Here is a 14,886-nt window from a genome sequence, read left to right as displayed (position 1 = left end):
GAACCGGGAGATCAAGCGCTGCCTGAAGCGCTACATCGCCCGCGACCTCTACCGACTACTCGAACACGGCCCGATCACCACTTGACAGACCATAGGAGCGTCGGCGGGGAGCGGCGCGCTACGCGCGGCCGCCACACCGACCAGAGGAACAACAGCAGCCAGGAGGCTCAGCCCTCCCCCGGCTCCGCCCTGCGTACGACGAGACGGGTCCAGGCACCGAGGTAGATCCGGTCGTCGCCGTCGAGCTCGCGCTTCTGGCCCTGCACGAGCGGGGTGGTGGGCAGCGGGCCGGTGGCGTCGCCGACGTACGTGCCGTTGGAGGAGCCGAGGTCCTCGACCCACCAGCGCCTGCCGTCGGAGGTGAGCTGGCAGTGACGGCGGCTGATCCCGGTGTCGGAGCCGAGGTCGATGTCGGGGTGGATGCCGCGCGACGCGGAGGCGCGGCCGACGAGCAACGACTGGCTGCGCAGGGGTACGACGGTCGGCAGGCCGGCCGAGGGCATCGGGTCGGTCGACTGCTGGTCGGCGTACCAGTCGGGGTCGATCCACACCTCGGCCACCCAGCCGGCGGCGAGCGGCGGCGCCACGGGCGCGACCGGCGCCACGGGCGCGGCGGGCGTCACGGTCGGTGTCTCAGCCGTCGGGGCGTCGTCCGGCACGGACCCGGGCGGGCCGGGCGGCGGCGGGGTCACCGGCCGCGGCAGGCTCCCGGTGGTGAAGTCGTAGCCACAGGCCTCGCAGAACAGCGCGTTCGCCGGGGTCGGCGCGTGGCAGTTGGGGCACGGCCCCGCCTCGGAGCCGGAGTCGCCGGTCCCGGCGGGCTCGGCCGCCGAGGCGGCAGGCTCGGCCCCCGAGGCAGCAGCCGCTGGGGCGGCCGGCGGCGCACCGATGGGAAGCCCGCAGACATCGCAGTAGTCGTCGGCGGACGAGGTGTGGCCGGCAGGGCAGACCGAGCTCATGCGGTCGGTTCCCGCCGGATCCGGGTCGTCTTGGTGGAGGCGGTGTCGAGGGCCATCTCGTCGACCTTGTCGACCGCCCGCTTGAGCCGGACCGTGCCCTCCTGCTCGTTCTGCACGTCGACCACCTTGCGCAGCTTGGTGGTGGCCTCGGCGTTGCCGGTCTGGGCGGCGAGCTGGACGGCGCGGCCCAGCTTGGTCGTCGCGGTCGCCTCGTCACCGGCGGCCTTGGCCGCGAGACCCTCCTGGATCGCCTTGGCGAGCTCGGTCTGGCCGGTGTAGTGGGCGACCTGCTGGTCGATCTTGGCGGTCAGCGAGTCGTCGGCGGACCAGGTCGCCTTGACCAGGCCCTGGGTGACGACGTCGGAGCCGACGACCAGCTGGACCCGTGCGGCGAGCTGCTCCTGGCCGACCGCCTTGGCGGCGACGCGTACGGCGACGTGGTAGTCGCGCGACTCGTCGGCCCAGGCGCCGGTCGGGTAGTCGCCGGTGAGCGGGTTGACCGGCGTACGCCGATCCGTGAGGTCCTCGACCGTCGGGGACACCTGGCGCACGAACAGCACCTGCGCACCCTGCGGCGTCCACACGCGCAGCTGCGCGTCGGCGATGCCGCGCGACATCGAGCGCCGCATGATGTCGGCGAACTGGGCGCGCATCTCGGCCGGGCCGGGGATCAGGTCGACGCTGCCCAGCAGCGCCTCGGCGATCCGGCGGATCTCAGCGACCTGCCAGTCGGTCCCGACGCCGCGGCAGTCGGCCTGGTAGTAGCCGGTTGCGCGACGGATCGCGTCGTCGAGCTTCTCCGGACGCTCCCGGTTCTCGCCGTCGGTGAGCAGCAGGACATGGCGCTGGGTGACCTGCGGGACCGAGGTGAACAGCTGCCCGGCGAGGTCGAGCCACGTCGAGATCGCCGTACCGCCGCTGCCGATGAAGCGGCCGACCGCCTCCTTCGCGTCGGCACGGGTGCGCTCGTCCATCTGCACCATGCCCGGGCCGCTGGAGACCGGCGGGAAAGCGAGCATCGCGTGGTCGGCGCCGGCGATGACGGCGAACCAGGTGCCGTCGACGATCTCGTCCAGGGCCGCCTTGGCGCCGTCGATCGCGGCGCGCATCGTCTCGGGCCCCATCGAGCCGGAGGTGTCGACGATGATGATCTCGCCGGCGCTGCCGCCGCTGCCCTGGCCGGCCTTGCCGGCGCCGGTGCAGGCGATCGTGACGATCGCGTTGACGTCGGTGCCGCCATCGGCGAGGTACTCGTTCTGGTAGACCGCGGCGCTGAACTCAGCCATCGCTTGCCACTCCTCCACTCGGTGCTTCCGCATTGATCGCCGGCGTCGGTCCATTCAACCGTGCCAGCGAGACGGTGATGTTGTCGTGCCCGCCCGAGGCGTTGGCGAACCCCACGAGCGCGCTCGCCAGGGCCAGCGGCTCGGTCGCGCCGGCAGCGAGGGCCGCCTGCAGCTGGGCCGCGATCGCGGTCGGCGCCGAGGCGTAGTTCCACAGGCCGTCGGAGCAGACCAGCAGCCAGCCGGGTCCGGAGACCGGCGTACGGCCGACGCGGGGCACGATGTCCGGGCTGTCGCGACCGAGCCACTTGGTGATGGCATGGGCCTGCGGCGAGGTCTCCGCCTGCTCACGGGGTACGCCGGCCGCGATCTGGGCCTGCGCGACGGAGTCGTCCACCGAGAGCTGGACCGGCTCGCCGCTGTCGGGCAGCCAGTAGGAGCGGGAGTCGCCGATGTTGGCGTAGTGGATCTCGTCGCCCTCGACCACCGCGCAGACGAAGGTGGCCGACGCCGGGTTGGTCGACTCTGGGTCGGTGACCGCGATGATCGCCGTGTTCGCCGCCGTCACCGTGTCGGCGAACGTCTTGGCGATCGCGGAGTCGCGGCTCTGCGGCGTACCCATCCCGGAGGGCAGCGGGCGCCGCAGGACCTCGCGTGCCGCTCGGGCGCCTGCCAGCGAGGCGACGTCGGAGTCGATCGAGCTGGAGACGCCGTCGAGCACGACGAGCACCGCTCGCGAGCCCGGCTCGGGTGCGGCGAGGAGCGCCATCGCGTCCTCGTTGCGGCCGTGCACGATCCCGCGGTCGCACACCCCGGCGACCCAGGACGCGGGCGTCTCCTCGAAGTGGTCCCGCTCGGTCGGCGCCTTGGTCCCGCAGACCGTGCAGAAGTAGTCCGGTCCGACCTCTCCCCCGCACTCGGCGCACGCACGGCGCCCGGACGGTCGCACCGGGTCGGGCAGGGCGTCGGCCGGCCGCGCGGTCATCGCGCTGATCGGCGCAGCCTCCAGCGGGTTGCCCTCGGAGGCGACCACGGCAGCGGCCGGGGCCGCCACGACGACGCCGGTCGGCGTACCGCAGGACTCGCAGAACCGGACGCCGTCCGGGACCGAGGCTCCGCAGGACGAGCAGACGACAGCACTCACAGCAGGCTCCAGTTGCGTACGCCGTTGGCGCGGTTGATGTAGTCGATGCGCTGGGCGCGGTCGCTGGACGATCGGGCGAGGCCGCGCAGCGAGCGCTCGAGAGCGTCACGCACCGCGGTCTCGGAGGCGTCGATCGAGCCGATCTTCGCGCCGGGGTTCATCGTGTTGGCCGACACCATCGGCAGCGCCTGGCTCAGGATCCGCACGGAGTAGTCGTGGCGCTGCGCCGGGTCGATCTGGGCCGCCTCGATGGTCCGCATCGCCTGGTCGAGCAGACCGAGGTCCTGCCTCTTGTCGGCCAGCAGCACCTCTGCCCGCAGCCGGCGGCTCTGGGTGAAGCCGCGCGACGTCGTCGGCACGTTGTCGAGGGCCGCACAGGCACCGTCGGTGTCGCCCCGAGCGGCGCGGACGCGCGCGACGCCGAACGCCGAGGACGGGACGTACGCCGCATCCGTGGCCAGGCAGACGCCGTACAGCCCCTCGGCGACCTCGGGCAGCCCGCCCTGCTCGCAGGCATAGGCCAGCGCCAGCTTGGGCGCGAGCTCGCCGGGCACCTGCTGGTAGACCGCGTTGAAGGATGCCTTCGCGCCCTCCCAGTCCTTGTTGGCGACGGCCGCGAGCCCCTCGACCCACAACGCGCGCCACTCCCAGGCGTCGTCGGCCAGCAGCGAGCCGGCGTACCTCTGCGCGAGCACCGAGTCACCGGCCTCCAGGGCGGCGCGGGCGCGCGCCAGCCACACCTCGGCGGTGTCCTCGGGCGCCTGCTGCAGCGCCGCGAGACGCTCACGTGGGTCGTCGGCGCTGACGGTGGCGAGCCAGCTGTACTGCGGGTCCGTGGTGTCCTCGCGCAGCGCGGGGAGCTGGTCCCAGGTCTCGATCGGGCCGGCGGTGGCCGGCGTCTCGAACAGCACCGAGGCGGCCGAGGTGAGCGCGGTCCCTGCGTGGGTGCGAGCGACGGTCTCGCGCAGCACGCCCAGGGTCTGGGTGCGCATCTCGTCGACCGACGCGAACCGGTCGGCGGGGTCGGTCGCGCACGCCTTCGCGATCAGCCAGTAGAGCGAGTCGTTGTTCTGGAACAGCGGCGTCGAGGCGACCGGCGGCAGCGAGTAGAGGTAGGTGCCCTGGTAGCCACGGAACTCCGTGCACAGCACCATGATCGTGCGGCCGATCGTGTAGATGTCGGAGGCGACCGACGGTCCGACCTCGGCGACCTCGGGCGCCTGGTAGCCGACCGTGCCGTAGATCGCGGACTCCTGGTCGTCGACCCTGCGGACGCCGCCGAGGTCGATCAGCTTCATCGCGTCGCCGACCTGGATCATGTTGTCGGGCTTGAAGTCGCAGTAGACCAGGCCGAGGTCGTGGAGGTACTGGAAGGCCGGCAGCAGGTCGAGGATGTACGCCAGTGCCTGGTCGACCGGCAGCGGGTCGTAGACGCCGTTGTTCGCGGCCATCCGCGCCTTCAGCAGCTCCTTGACCGACTTGCCGCCGACGTACTCCATGACGATGTAGCCGGCGCCCTCGTGGGACACGAAGTTGTAGATCTCGACGATGCTGGGGTGCTCGACCTGCGCGAGGAACTGCTGCTCGGCGATGGCCGCGGCGAGCGCGTCAGGGTCGCCGGAGTTGAGCAGGCCCTTGAGCACGACCCAGCGGTTGGAGACGTTGCGGTCGCGGGCGAGGTAGATCCAGCCCATGCCACCGTGCGCGAGCGCTCCGGCGATCTCGTACTGCCCGGCGACCAGGTCACCCTGCTGGAGCTTGGGCGTGAAGGAGAACGCCGTCCCGCACTGGGGGCAGAAGCCCTCGGTACGGCCGGGCTGTCCGTCGCGGCCACGGCCGACGGCCGCACCGCACTTGGGGCAGGTGCGCTTCTCCTCGGGCACCTGGGGGTTGGCCATGATCGCCTCGGCCGGGTTGGTCTGCGGCGCGACCGGCACGGAGGTCAGACCGGCCCCGATGCGGGCGGCGCGCAGGCGGGTGGAGCCGGTGCGCGTACGCCGCGTGGAGGTCGACCCGGACGCGCCGACCCGCCGTGAGCCGATGGCCGCGGAGGCGACCCGTGAGGACGACGATCCGGCGGTGAGCGGAGCGCTGAGACCCGAGGATCCCAACGGGGGCGGCGGGGGCGGAACGGCCGCCGAGCGCGCCGAGCGGTCGGCGCGCACGGTGGCCTGGCCGACCTCACCGCCGGCGCTCGGAGCACCGCACACGTTGCAGTAGCCGTCGACGATCTGGCCGGTGCAGCCGGGCTGGGCGCAGGCCGTCACGGCCTCGGCGGTCGGCACGGCGGTGGTCGCGCCACCGCTGCCGGGGCTGCCGCAGACGTCGCAGTAGCCGTCGACGATCTGGCCGGTGCAGCCGGGCTGGGTGCAGGCAGTCATGAGGCGTTCTCCCTCGTTCGGCTGGTGAGCCAGGTCTGGTACGTCGCCACGAGCTGCTGCGCGACGGCCATCGGCGTCGGGCGGCGGTCGAGCAGGGCACGTGCCTGCTGGTGACTCGAGACGAGATCGGGGTTGTCCGCGAGGCCGAGGGCACGCGCCTTCGCGGCGTACGCGTCGAGGAGCTCGGAGAGCTCCTGGTGCTCGGCCAGTGCGTCGGAGTAGCGCTGCTGCGCGAGCTCGAGCGCCTGCGAGACGCGGTCGAGCCGGCTCTTGTAGGGGCCGATCGCGTCGATGGTGACCGGCACCGGGCCGAGCGCGTCGACATCGGGAACGGCCAGGCGGGGCGCGGGATCGACCGTCGCCACACAGGTGTCGGCCAGCTTGCGCAGCGCCATCGCGCGCTGCTCGAGGTCGGCGCGCAGCTCGCGCGCGGACAGGACCTCGTCGCGGGCGTCACGACGACGGGCGTTGCCGACGATCAGGTCGCGCTCGTACGTCGTCGCCTCCACCTCGAGCGGCCCCAGCTCGCCCCCGACGTCGGCACCGCGCTCGGCACGGTCGGTGATCGCGTCCAGGCGCAGGATCATGCCGGCCAGCTTGCGCGCGGCGGCGTCGCGGCTGTTGACCGGCTCGAGGCCGATCTGGTCGCGGATCCGCTCGAGCTGAGCCCGCAGCTCCTTGATGCGGACCGCCGCGACGTCGGCTCCGGGGGCCAGCGACAGGCTGGTGCCGAGCTGGCCCACCAGCGCGTCGCACAGCCGGCCGGCCTCGGGGAGCGACACGGCCAGCCCGCCGGGCAGTCCGGTGGCGCCGTCGAGCCGCCCCCAGATCAGCGCGGAGATCCGCTCGCGCTCCTGCTCGAGCACGCGGCCGCCGTCCCAGGTCGCGCAGACGAGCTGGTAGCGGTCCGAGATCGCCTTCCAGAGCGCGAGCGCGAGCGCCATGTCGCCGGCGACCTCTCCCCCGCGCCCCGCGGCGAGCGCGGTCTGGTCGAGCTGGTCGAGCTCGTCACGGCGCGTGCGCAGCCAGCCGTCGAGCGCCGTCAGGTACTGCTGGATCGCAGCCGGCTCGAGCGCCTCGCCGAGCTTGCCGGGAGCGACCGGTGCCGACACCGTCATGAGCGACCGTAGAGCGGCTTCGGCGGGTGCGCGTCGACGTGCAGCCGCTTCTGCAGCCACCTGTCGTACGACGCCTGCCACTGGCCCGACTTCTCGTACTTCTCCAGCGCCGCGTTGACGAAGCGCACCAGGTCCACGGCGTCCTTGTTCATGCCGATGCCGTAGGGCTCGGCCTCGAGCGGGTCCTGGCGCGGCACCTCGGCGTACGGGTCCTGGGCGGCCAGGCCGGCCAGGACGGTGTCGTCGCCGGTGATCGCGTCGGCGCGGCCCTGCTGGAAGTCCATCAGGCAGCCCGTGTGGGTGCCGGCGGCCACCGGGATCACCTTCGGCTGGACCTTCTTGATGTTGTCCAGGCTGGTGCTGCCGACCGGCGCGCAGACGCGCACCCCGGCCAGGCTCGCGGGTCCGTGCTTGCCGTAGTCGTCGGCCGCGTCGCGGCGTACGAGCACCTTCTGGCTGGCCGCGTAGTACTCGGCCGAGAACGCGATCTGGTTCCAGCGGTCGCAGTTGATCGTCATGTTCCGCACGACCATGTCGAGCGTGCCGTCCTCGAGGTCGGGGATGCGGTCGGCCGCGGTGATGACGTGGAACTCGGCACGTACGCCGAGGGACTTGGCGACCGCGCGCGCGAGGTCGATGTCGAACCCCCAGACGCTGTTGGTCGTGGCGTTGCGCGAGCCCATGAGGTAGGTGTCCCAGGAGACGCCCACCTTGAGCACGCCGGCGGACTGGATCCGGTCGACGGTCGGCCCGCCGGCCCTGCTCGGGGCGTAGGACTGCAGGTCCTTGGCGGGGTCCGGCGTGCACGGGCTGCTGGCCGGCGCCTCGGAGGACGCGGCGGAGGGCTTCGGCAGCGGCGTCGGCGAGTAGCCGCACGCGGCGAGCCCGGACGAGAGACCCAACGCCAGCAGGATCGTGGCCGGGGCGAGACGACGGGCGCTCACAGGAACTCCTTCTGCCGCTGGTCGATGCCTCGCGAGACCGCGACCGCCGCCACCAGGCCGAGGACCGCGGTGAGCAGCGAGAGCAGGAGCGCGATGGTCCGGCCCCCGCGCAGCGCGTCCGTGGCCTGGGCACCCGAGTCGGCGGCCGTCTTCGCCAGCTGCGTGTCGAACTTGTTGAAGGCGTACGTCGCGCCGTTGGTGGCGTCCGTGGTCGCGGCACGGACCGCGGTCTTCCAGGCGTTGTCGTCGTCGTAGCGCACGATCACGCCGTGCGCCTTGACGTAGGTGTCCCAGTCGGCCCGTCGGCTCTGCGGGACGGCCTTCTCGACCCGGCTGCGGTCCACCTTCCACGGGTCCTCGTACAGCGCACCCGACCCGCGGTTGATCAGCCGCAGGCTCTCGTTGGCCTTGGCGTCGTTGGCCGCCGTCCGCGCGGTCGCCGCGGCGACGGCGTCGGCGTACGCGTGGTCACGGGTCGAGCTGTTGCTGCTCGCGCCCACGAACGACACGATGCCGCTGACCAGCGTCACCAGGAGCACGATCAGGCCGGCGGCGAGCAGGCCGGTGTTGAACCGGCGGCGGAAGTGCTGCGCCATCGCCCGGTTGACGAGGAAGAGGACGGCAAGGGCAGCGATGCCGATGAGCAGGAGATAGAGCGGGTGCTGCCCGCCCATCGCGTCCTCGGTGCGCTTCTTGTTGGCCGTGACCAGGTTCGCCACCATCGGGATCGCCTGGTCCTTGAGGATGTTGACGCTCGCGGTGTTCTGGTAGGCGATGCCGAGCGGGAAGCCCTGGCGGTTGTAGACCGCGGCCTGGGCGACGCTGCTGGTGTAGTCCTCGACCTGCTGGTTGAGCGCGGCGAGGACGTCGCGGTCGGCGGGCTGGGCCTCCGCGGCGTCGGCGATCTGCTTGAGCACGTCGGCGATGACGCGGTCGTACTCCTGCTGGCGGGCGGAGGACTCCAGCCCCGCGGCGAGGTAGCCGTTGGCTGCGAGCGCATCGGCCCGGAGCAGGGACGACTCGATGCCCTGGACCCGGACCAGCTGCTGGGTCTCGTCGGCCGCACGGCCGTCGGACTGCCAGCCGAGGAACTGGACGAAGGCGCTCAGCAGGCCGAACAGGACCACCGTCGTGACGGCGACGACCTGCCAGCGGCTGAGCAGCGCCGGAGTGTCGACCGGCTTGACGGTCGGTTCCTGCTGCGGCGTCGAACCGATGGGCGCCGGCGGCAGCGGAGCCGGCGGCTGTTGCACCTGGGTCATGCGTCCCCCTCCACGATCTCGACGGTGTCGGGCCCGAGATCGGCTGGGTCGAGAGTACGCAATTGCTCGACCGTCGGGGAGGGGGTGTCGCGCAGACGCCAGGCCTGGCGTCCGATCGCGGCCTCCAACGTGTTGCGGACGAAGCGCGCGTTGCCGAACGACGGGCCGCGCTCGGTCTCCTTCAGGATCGTGCGCAACCGGTCGAGGACCGCCTCGGCGGCGTCGTAGTCGGCCGCCTTCGTCATGTCGACGAAGATATCGACGAGCTCGTCGTCGGTGTAGTCCGCGAAGTCGAGCGTGGTGCGGAAGCGGCTCTCCAGGCCAGGGTTCTCGGCGATGAAGTCGGCCATCGGGGCCGGGTAGCCGGCAACGATCACGACGAGGTCGTTGCGCTTGTCCTCCATCTCCTTGACGAGGGTGTCGATCGCCTCCTTGCCGTACTGGTCACCGGTCAGCGAGTAGGCCTCGTCGATGAACAGCACGCCGCCCTCGGCCGACTTCACGACCTCCGAGGTCTTCTGCGCGGTCTGGCCGAGGTAGCCCGCGACCAGCTCCGAGCGGTCGCACTCGATGAGCTGCCCCTTGGTCAGCAGCCCGAGGGCGCGGTAGATGCCGGCCACGAGCCGCGCGACCGTCGTCTTGCCCGTGCCTGGGTTGCCGTTGAAGACCAGGTGCCGGGTGATCGTCGGCTGGCCCAGGCCGGCCTCCTTGCGCAGCCCCTCCACCCGCAGGATCGCGGCCTGCTTGTGGATCTCCTGCTTGACGTCGTCCAGACCCGTCAGCGCGTCCAGCTCTCCGAGCAGCTCCTCGACGGTCTTGGTCGGGACCTCGGGCTCGGGCTTGGTCTCCGCCGGCTTGTCCGGCTCGGCTGCCTGGGTGGCCGGCGCGTTGGTTTCGATACGCCCGTCGCTCGTTCCTCGCTCCGGACTACTCAACCAACGGTTCGGGTCGGTGGTCGAGGACGAGCGAGCGCCAGCGAGGTCGGTGGTCGAGGACGAGCGAGCGCCAGCGAGGTCGGTGGTTGAGTACGAGCGAGCGCCAGCGAGCGAGGTATCGAAACCACCCATCGGCCCGCGCACGTCCAGGCTCGACCCGCCGAGCTGGGCGGCGGAGGCCATGGCGGCGTTACCGACCGCACGGGGATCAGGGGTGCCGAGGACGGAGGCTGCGGTCGCGACGTCCGCCAGCGCAGCGGCGTACGCCGGCGCGGACGCGGACCGCTCCAGCTCGAGGACACCCATGGTCGGGGTGGGCGCGACCCGGAAGCGGCGGCCGCGCACCGCGGCCTCGAAGAACGCCTCGGCAGCGTCCTGGCGACCGGTCGCGGTGCCCCAGTCGAGGAACGCGCCCTTGTTGGGCTCGGCCACGGTGGCGGCCAGGGCCTCCCCCTCGGCACGGGCGACGGACGGATCCACACCGGCCGTGTCGGCGACGGCGACGAGCGCCTCCAGCGTGTCGGCGAGGCTCATGGCGTCCCCAGGGTCAGCTCGGGTCCGGGCGTGTGCCCGAACTTCTCCTGCAGGAAGCGCCCGTGCGCGACGAGCGCCTGGGCGTCGGCGCGGTTGGCCGCGTCGAAGATCTTGTCCATGGTGGCTCCCAGGAGCTCGAGCTGGTCGATCAGGATCATCAGGGCGGTCTTGCCGCCGTCGAGCGGCCGGGTGTCGGCCCAGTCGCGGGGCAGCCGGAGGTAGCCCGAGACCGCCTCGGGCAGGTAATCGGTCGCGGTCGCGACCACCGCATAGCCGGAGTCGCTGCCCAGCCCGAGCTGGCGCAGCCGCGGCAGCGTCTGGCTGATGGTGCGCGCGATCGTCACGACCCGCGCGATCACCACCGGGGGCGCGTTGCCCTCACGCAGCATCGCGTTGACCCGGTTGAGCGCCGCGAGGACGTCCTTCTCGGTGGGAGCGGGCGGTACGACGTACGCCTGCTCCTCCGTCTTGTCGCGACCGAACCACGACCTGATGCCCAAGGGAGCTCTTCCTGTGGTCGGGACGGATCAGGCGGGACGGCTGGGGTCGGCGATGTCGAGCGCCCCGGCCGCGTTGCGCTGGTCCTGCTGCTGGACGCGGTCGAGGTACGCCTTGGACTTCTGCACCTCGGTCTCGAGCACGCCGATGGTCGTCGACATCGAGTCGAGCGCCTTGAGCTTGAACTCGTCGATGGAGTCCATCGTCGCGTAGATGTTCTGGAACGCGGCCTGCAGCTGCTCCATGCCGATGGTGCTCGACGCGGCCTGCTCCTGGATCTTCGCGGAGTTGTCGCGCAGCATCTCGGAGGTGCTCTGGATCATCGACGAGGTCGTCGAGTTGAGCGCGGTGATCTGGTCGAGGACGAGCTTCTGGTTGCCCAGCGCCTGCGCCACGATGACGGCGGTCCGCAGGGCCGAGATCGTGGTCGTCGACGCGCGGTCGACGCCCTTGATCAGCTCGATGTTGTTCTTGATGATGATGTCGATCGCCAGGTAGGCCTGGATCGAGACCGCGAGCTGCGTGAGCAGGTCCTGGTGCTTCTGGCGGACGTAGAACAGCACGTCCTGGTTGAGCGTCTTGGCCGCCTCGGGGTCGCTGAGCTCGAGCTGGGCGATCTTGGCCGACAGCTTCGCGTCGAGCTTCTCGGCGACGTAGATGTACTGGTTCATCCGGCCCATCACGGCCCAGAGGTTCGCCTTCTCCAGGTTGAGCGCGACGTTGTCCTTGGTCAGCTCGTCCTGGCCGGCACGCAGGTGGTGCAGGATCCCGTTGAGCTGGTCCTGGGAGGACTGGTACTTGCGGAAGTAGTCCTCGACCTTGTCGTTCCAGGGCATCATCTCCCAGAACTTCCTGGCGCCCCGGGCCTGCGAGGGGTCCAGGTCCTCGACCGTACGCCGGAGCGCGATCAGCGTCTTGCCGACGTCGGAGCCCTGCGCGATGCCGCCCTGCTTGAGCGCGGTGACCGGCTTGTCGAGCATCCGGTTGGAGGTCTCGGCGGCCTTGCGGATGTCGGCGTCGCCCATCATCCGCACGTTGTCCGCCTGCTTGGCGAACTCGGGACTGCCGACCTTGGCCGCCTCGAGGGAGGCCAGGAAGCCGTCCACCTTGGCGTCGAGCTCGGGCGCGAGCGCCGGGTCGACCTGGGGCGCCATCTTGGGCGCCTGGGTCTCGATCACCACGGCGGGCGCCTCGGGCGCGGTCAGCTGGATGACCGGGTCGGGCGGGGTCAGCGGGGTGGGCTCAGCAGCGGCAGCGGCGCCGTCAGTCGTCATGTTCCTGAGACTATCCAGCCGAGGCCCACCTCACACCGACGAATCCAGGAGATTCCGGATCGCTCAGGCCGAGCGGCGCGCGGCGGGCGGCAGGCTCTGCTGGTCGACGTGCCGGGACCGCGGGATCTCGCGCGGTCGGTCCAGCCGCGCCTCGCGCACCACTCCCGCCAGGCTGAGCCCGACCACCAGGACGACGAGCACCAGGAACGCGATCACGGGATGCTCCCCTCCACCGCGAGACCGAGGTCGGCCGGCGTCTGCCCGTCGAGCTCGACGAGCAGCCGCGGCAGCAGCTCCTGGACGATCGGGCCGATCGCGACGGCGTACAGGACCGTGCCGAGGCCGACCGTTCCGCCGAGCAGGAAGCCGATGACGAGGACCGTCACCTCCAGGCCGGTCCGGACGACGCGGATCGGCCAGCCGGTGCGGGCGACCAGGCCGGTCATCAGGCCGTCCCGCGGCCCCGGGCCGAGCTGGGCACCGATGTAGAGCGCGCCGGCCAGGCCGTTGAGCCCGATGCCGCCGAGCAGCAGGAGCGTCCGGGCGAGGATGCCCGCGGGGCGGTCGATCGTGGCGAGGCTGACGTCGGTCGCGACGCCGATCAGGATGACGTTGGTGATCGTGCCGAGGCCGGGCGCCTGACGGATCGGGATCCACAGCAGCAGGACGAACGCGCCGGTGATCACCACGATGGTGCCGAACGTCAGGTCGACGTGAGCGGCGATGCCGGCGTGGAAGACGTCCCACGGGTCCAGGCCCAGGCCCGAACGGATCATCATCGCCATGCTCAGGCCGTAGATCCACAGGCCCACCAGCAGCTGCGGGATCCGCCGGCCGAGCCGGCCGGCGCGCAGCTGCTCCAGCGGGCCGAGCGGGGCCAGTCGGATCGTCGAGGACATGCCTCCAGCGTGGAGCCAAGTGGACTGGTCCTCAATAGCCAATCGTGATTCACTGGCCTGCATGAAGCAGGCCACTTCCGCGACCCGGCTCGCGACGCTCGTCGACGGGTTCCACCGCTCCCCCGCGTACGCCGGCCTCGCGGACGCGCTGCGCGAGCTGATCGGCGACGGCAGGGTCGGGTACGGCACCCGGCTGCCGAGCGAGCGCGAGCTCACCTCGGCGCTCGGCGTCTCCCGCACGACGGTCACCCGCGCCTACGAGCTGCTCCGTGAGACCGGGTACGCCGAGGCGCGTCAGGGGTCAGGCACGTTCACCCGGCTGCCCGGCGGCCCGACCCGCGCCAACGACCGCGCGCTGTGGCCGACGGACGTCGTGCCGGGGATGATCGACCTGGTGTGCGCGGCCGCGACCGCTCCCCCCGGCCTGGCGGCGGTGTACGCCGACGCGGCGGCCGACCTCCCGGCGTACCTCGGCGGGCACGGGTACTACCCGGCCGGCGTGCCTGCGCTGCAGAGTGCGCTGGCCGCGCGCTACACGGCCCGCGGCCTGCCGACCGAACCGGAGCAGATCATCGTCACCACCGGTGCGCTCGCGGCCACCGCCGTGGTCGGCTCGGCTCTGGCCGGCCCCCGCGACAAGGTGCTGATGGAGTCGCCGACGTACCCCAACGCCGTCCAGGCGATGCGGACCGGCGGCGGCCGCCTGGTCACCATCCCGCTCGACCCCGGCGGGTGGGACCTGGATGCGATCGGGTCCGTGCTCGCGCGCAGCCGGCCGCGCCTGGTCCACGTGATGCCCGACCACCACAACCCGACCGGCCTGGTGATGTCGGACCGGATGCGGTCGGCCTACGCCCGGCTGCTGGAGGAGCACGATGCGATCGCCGTGGTCGACGAGGCGCACCACGAGCTGGGCCTGGACGACGACCGCCGGCGCCGGCCGTTCGCGGCGTGCTCCCCCGGCGCGATCACGCTCGGCAGCGCCAGCAAGGCGGTGTGGGGCGGCCTGCGCCTGGGCTGGATCCGGGCGCCCCACGACCTGGTCGACCGGCTGACCCGCGCCCGGGTCGGCCTGGACCTCGGCGCGCCCGTGCTGGAGCAGATCGTGCTGACCCGGCTTCTCGCGGACGGCTACGACGCGATGGTCCAGGCCCACAAGGAGCGCCTGCGCGAGCAGCGCGACGTCCTCATCGCCGCCCTCGACGAGCACCTCCCGGACTGGAGGCATCGTCGCCCGCGCGGCGGCATGGCGCTGTGGTGCGAGCTGCCCCGACCGGGCGCCGTCGCCCTCTCGACCGCGGTCGAGCGCCACGGGGTGCTGCTCGCGCCCGGCCCGTCCTTCGCGCCGGAGGGTGGCCTGGACCGCTGGGTCCGCATCCCCTTCGCGGTCCCGGTCGAGCAGCTCACCGAGGCCGTACGCCGGATCGCCGCCGCATGGGCGGAGGTCGGCGCCTCGGCGTACGACCCGAAGAAGGCGACACCGCCCGGACGCGGACGTCCGGGCGGCGTGATGGTCGCCTGACCCGCCGAGATCGCCCTCGGTTGCACGCGAGATCGCCCTCCGTCGCACCCGAAAAATGCTTCCGTCGCGCGCGAGTAAGCGCTTCTCGCGCGCGACGGAGGGCGATCTCGGCTGCGACCGAAGGCGATCTCGG

The 14,886-nt window shown here is 72.1% G+C and carries 13 protein-coding genes; 1 reads left to right on the top strand and 12 read right to left on the bottom strand.

Annotated features, from left to right (window positions below):
- Positions 1-167 precede the first annotated feature (167 nt).
- From ACYVJ3_RS11455 to yczE, 12 genes are all read right to left on the bottom strand, one after another.
- A complete protein-coding gene (locus ACYVJ3_RS11455) occupies positions 168-959 on the bottom strand; it encodes an FHA domain-containing protein (protein WP_460853117.1) in 792 nt (263 codons plus the stop codon).
- On the bottom strand, positions 956-2,245 hold the full coding sequence (locus ACYVJ3_RS11450) for a VWA domain-containing protein (RefSeq protein WP_460853116.1): 1,290 nt from the start codon (positions 2,243-2,245) through the stop codon (positions 956-958). Before ACYVJ3_RS11450 ends, ACYVJ3_RS11455 begins: the two co-directional genes overlap by 4 nt.
- Complete coding sequence (locus tag ACYVJ3_RS11445; RefSeq protein ID WP_460853115.1) at positions 2,238-3,386, bottom strand: protein phosphatase 2C domain-containing protein; 1,149 nt, start codon at positions 3,384-3,386, stop codon at positions 2,238-2,240. The genes ACYVJ3_RS11450 and ACYVJ3_RS11445 overlap by 8 nt, the downstream gene beginning before the upstream one ends.
- On the bottom strand, positions 3,383-5,767 hold the full coding sequence (locus tag ACYVJ3_RS11440; RefSeq protein ID WP_460853114.1) for a serine/threonine-protein kinase: 2,385 nt from the start codon (positions 5,765-5,767) through the stop codon (positions 3,383-3,385). The genes ACYVJ3_RS11445 and ACYVJ3_RS11440 overlap by 4 nt, the downstream gene beginning before the upstream one ends.
- The gene (locus tag ACYVJ3_RS11435) at positions 5,764-6,885 is read right to left on the bottom strand and encodes a hypothetical protein (RefSeq protein WP_460853113.1); all 1,122 of its coding nucleotides are present in this window, start codon (positions 6,883-6,885) and stop codon (positions 5,764-5,766) included. The genes ACYVJ3_RS11440 and ACYVJ3_RS11435 overlap by 4 nt, the downstream gene beginning before the upstream one ends.
- On the bottom strand, positions 6,882-7,829 hold the full coding sequence (locus tag ACYVJ3_RS11430; RefSeq protein WP_460853112.1) for a glutamate ABC transporter substrate-binding protein: 948 nt from the start codon (positions 7,827-7,829) through the stop codon (positions 6,882-6,884). Before ACYVJ3_RS11430 ends, ACYVJ3_RS11435 begins: the two co-directional genes overlap by 4 nt.
- Positions 7,826-9,091: a hypothetical protein gene (locus tag ACYVJ3_RS11425; RefSeq protein WP_460853111.1), complete on the bottom strand. Its 1,266-nt coding sequence runs from the start codon at positions 9,089-9,091 to the stop codon at positions 7,826-7,828. Before ACYVJ3_RS11425 ends, ACYVJ3_RS11430 begins: the two co-directional genes overlap by 4 nt.
- The gene (locus ACYVJ3_RS11420) at positions 9,088-10,560 is read right to left on the bottom strand and encodes an AAA family ATPase (RefSeq protein WP_460853110.1); all 1,473 of its coding nucleotides are present in this window, start codon (positions 10,558-10,560) and stop codon (positions 9,088-9,090) included. The genes ACYVJ3_RS11425 and ACYVJ3_RS11420 overlap by 4 nt, the downstream gene beginning before the upstream one ends.
- Positions 10,557-11,060: a hypothetical protein gene (locus ACYVJ3_RS11415; RefSeq protein ID WP_460853109.1), complete on the bottom strand. Its 504-nt coding sequence runs from the start codon at positions 11,058-11,060 to the stop codon at positions 10,557-10,559. Before ACYVJ3_RS11415 ends, ACYVJ3_RS11420 begins: the two co-directional genes overlap by 4 nt.
- Positions 11,061-11,087: 27 nt before the next feature.
- On the bottom strand, positions 11,088-12,332 hold the full coding sequence (locus ACYVJ3_RS11410; RefSeq protein ID WP_460853108.1) for a toxic anion resistance protein: 1,245 nt from the start codon (positions 12,330-12,332) through the stop codon (positions 11,088-11,090).
- Positions 12,333-12,395: 63 nt separating this feature from the next.
- On the bottom strand, positions 12,396-12,548 hold the full coding sequence (locus ACYVJ3_RS11405) for a hypothetical protein (RefSeq protein ID WP_460853107.1): 153 nt from the start codon (positions 12,546-12,548) through the stop codon (positions 12,396-12,398).
- Entirely contained in the window at positions 12,545-13,231 is a 687-nt protein-coding gene (yczE, locus tag ACYVJ3_RS11400) for a membrane protein YczE (RefSeq protein ID WP_460853106.1), read from the bottom strand. The genes ACYVJ3_RS11405 and yczE overlap by 4 nt, the downstream gene beginning before the upstream one ends.
- A 61-nt stretch (positions 13,232-13,292) precedes the next feature.
- Here yczE and yczR point away from each other — a divergent pair, with 61 nt between their 5' ends.
- Complete coding sequence (yczR, locus tag ACYVJ3_RS11395; protein ID WP_460853105.1) at positions 13,293-14,753, top strand: MocR-like transcription factor YczR; 1,461 nt, start codon at positions 13,293-13,295, stop codon at positions 14,751-14,753.
- Positions 14,754-14,886 lie beyond the last annotated feature (133 nt).

This window comes from Nocardioides montaniterrae, from assembly GCF_054782655.1.
The sequence above is the reverse complement of the archived record's forward strand: the minus strand, read 5'-3'. Positions and strand labels throughout refer to the sequence as shown.

What these genes read in the sequence shown, in the direction of transcription:
- ACYVJ3_RS11455 (WP_460853117.1), bottom strand. Translation starts at nt 959, where the DNA reads ATGAGCTCGGTCTGCCCTGCCGGCCACACCTCGTCCGCCGACGACTAC.
- ACYVJ3_RS11450 (WP_460853116.1), bottom strand. Translation starts at nt 2,245, where the DNA reads ATGGCTGAGTTCAGCGCCGCGGTCTACCAGAACGAGTACCTCGCCGAT.
- ACYVJ3_RS11440 (WP_460853114.1), bottom strand. Translation starts at nt 5,767, where the DNA reads ATGACTGCCTGCACCCAGCCCGGCTGCACCGGCCAGATCGTCGACGGC.
- ACYVJ3_RS11435 (WP_460853113.1), bottom strand. Translation starts at nt 6,885, where the DNA reads ATGACGGTGTCGGCACCGGTCGCTCCCGGCAAGCTCGGCGAGGCGCTC.
- ACYVJ3_RS11425 (WP_460853111.1), bottom strand. Translation starts at nt 9,091, where the DNA reads ATGACCCAGGTGCAACAGCCGCCGGCTCCGCTGCCGCCGGCGCCCATC.
- ACYVJ3_RS11420 (WP_460853110.1), bottom strand. Translation starts at nt 10,560, where the DNA reads ATGAGCCTCGCCGACACGCTGGAGGCGCTCGTCGCCGTCGCCGACACG.
- ACYVJ3_RS11410 (WP_460853108.1), bottom strand. Translation starts at nt 12,332, where the DNA reads ATGACGACTGACGGCGCCGCTGCCGCTGCTGAGCCCACCCCGCTGACC.
- yczE (WP_460853106.1), bottom strand. Translation starts at nt 13,231, where the DNA reads ATGTCCTCGACGATCCGACTGGCCCCGCTCGGCCCGCTGGAGCAGCTG.
- yczR (WP_460853105.1), top strand. Translation starts at nt 13,293, where the DNA reads ATGAAGCAGGCCACTTCCGCGACCCGGCTCGCGACGCTCGTCGACGGG.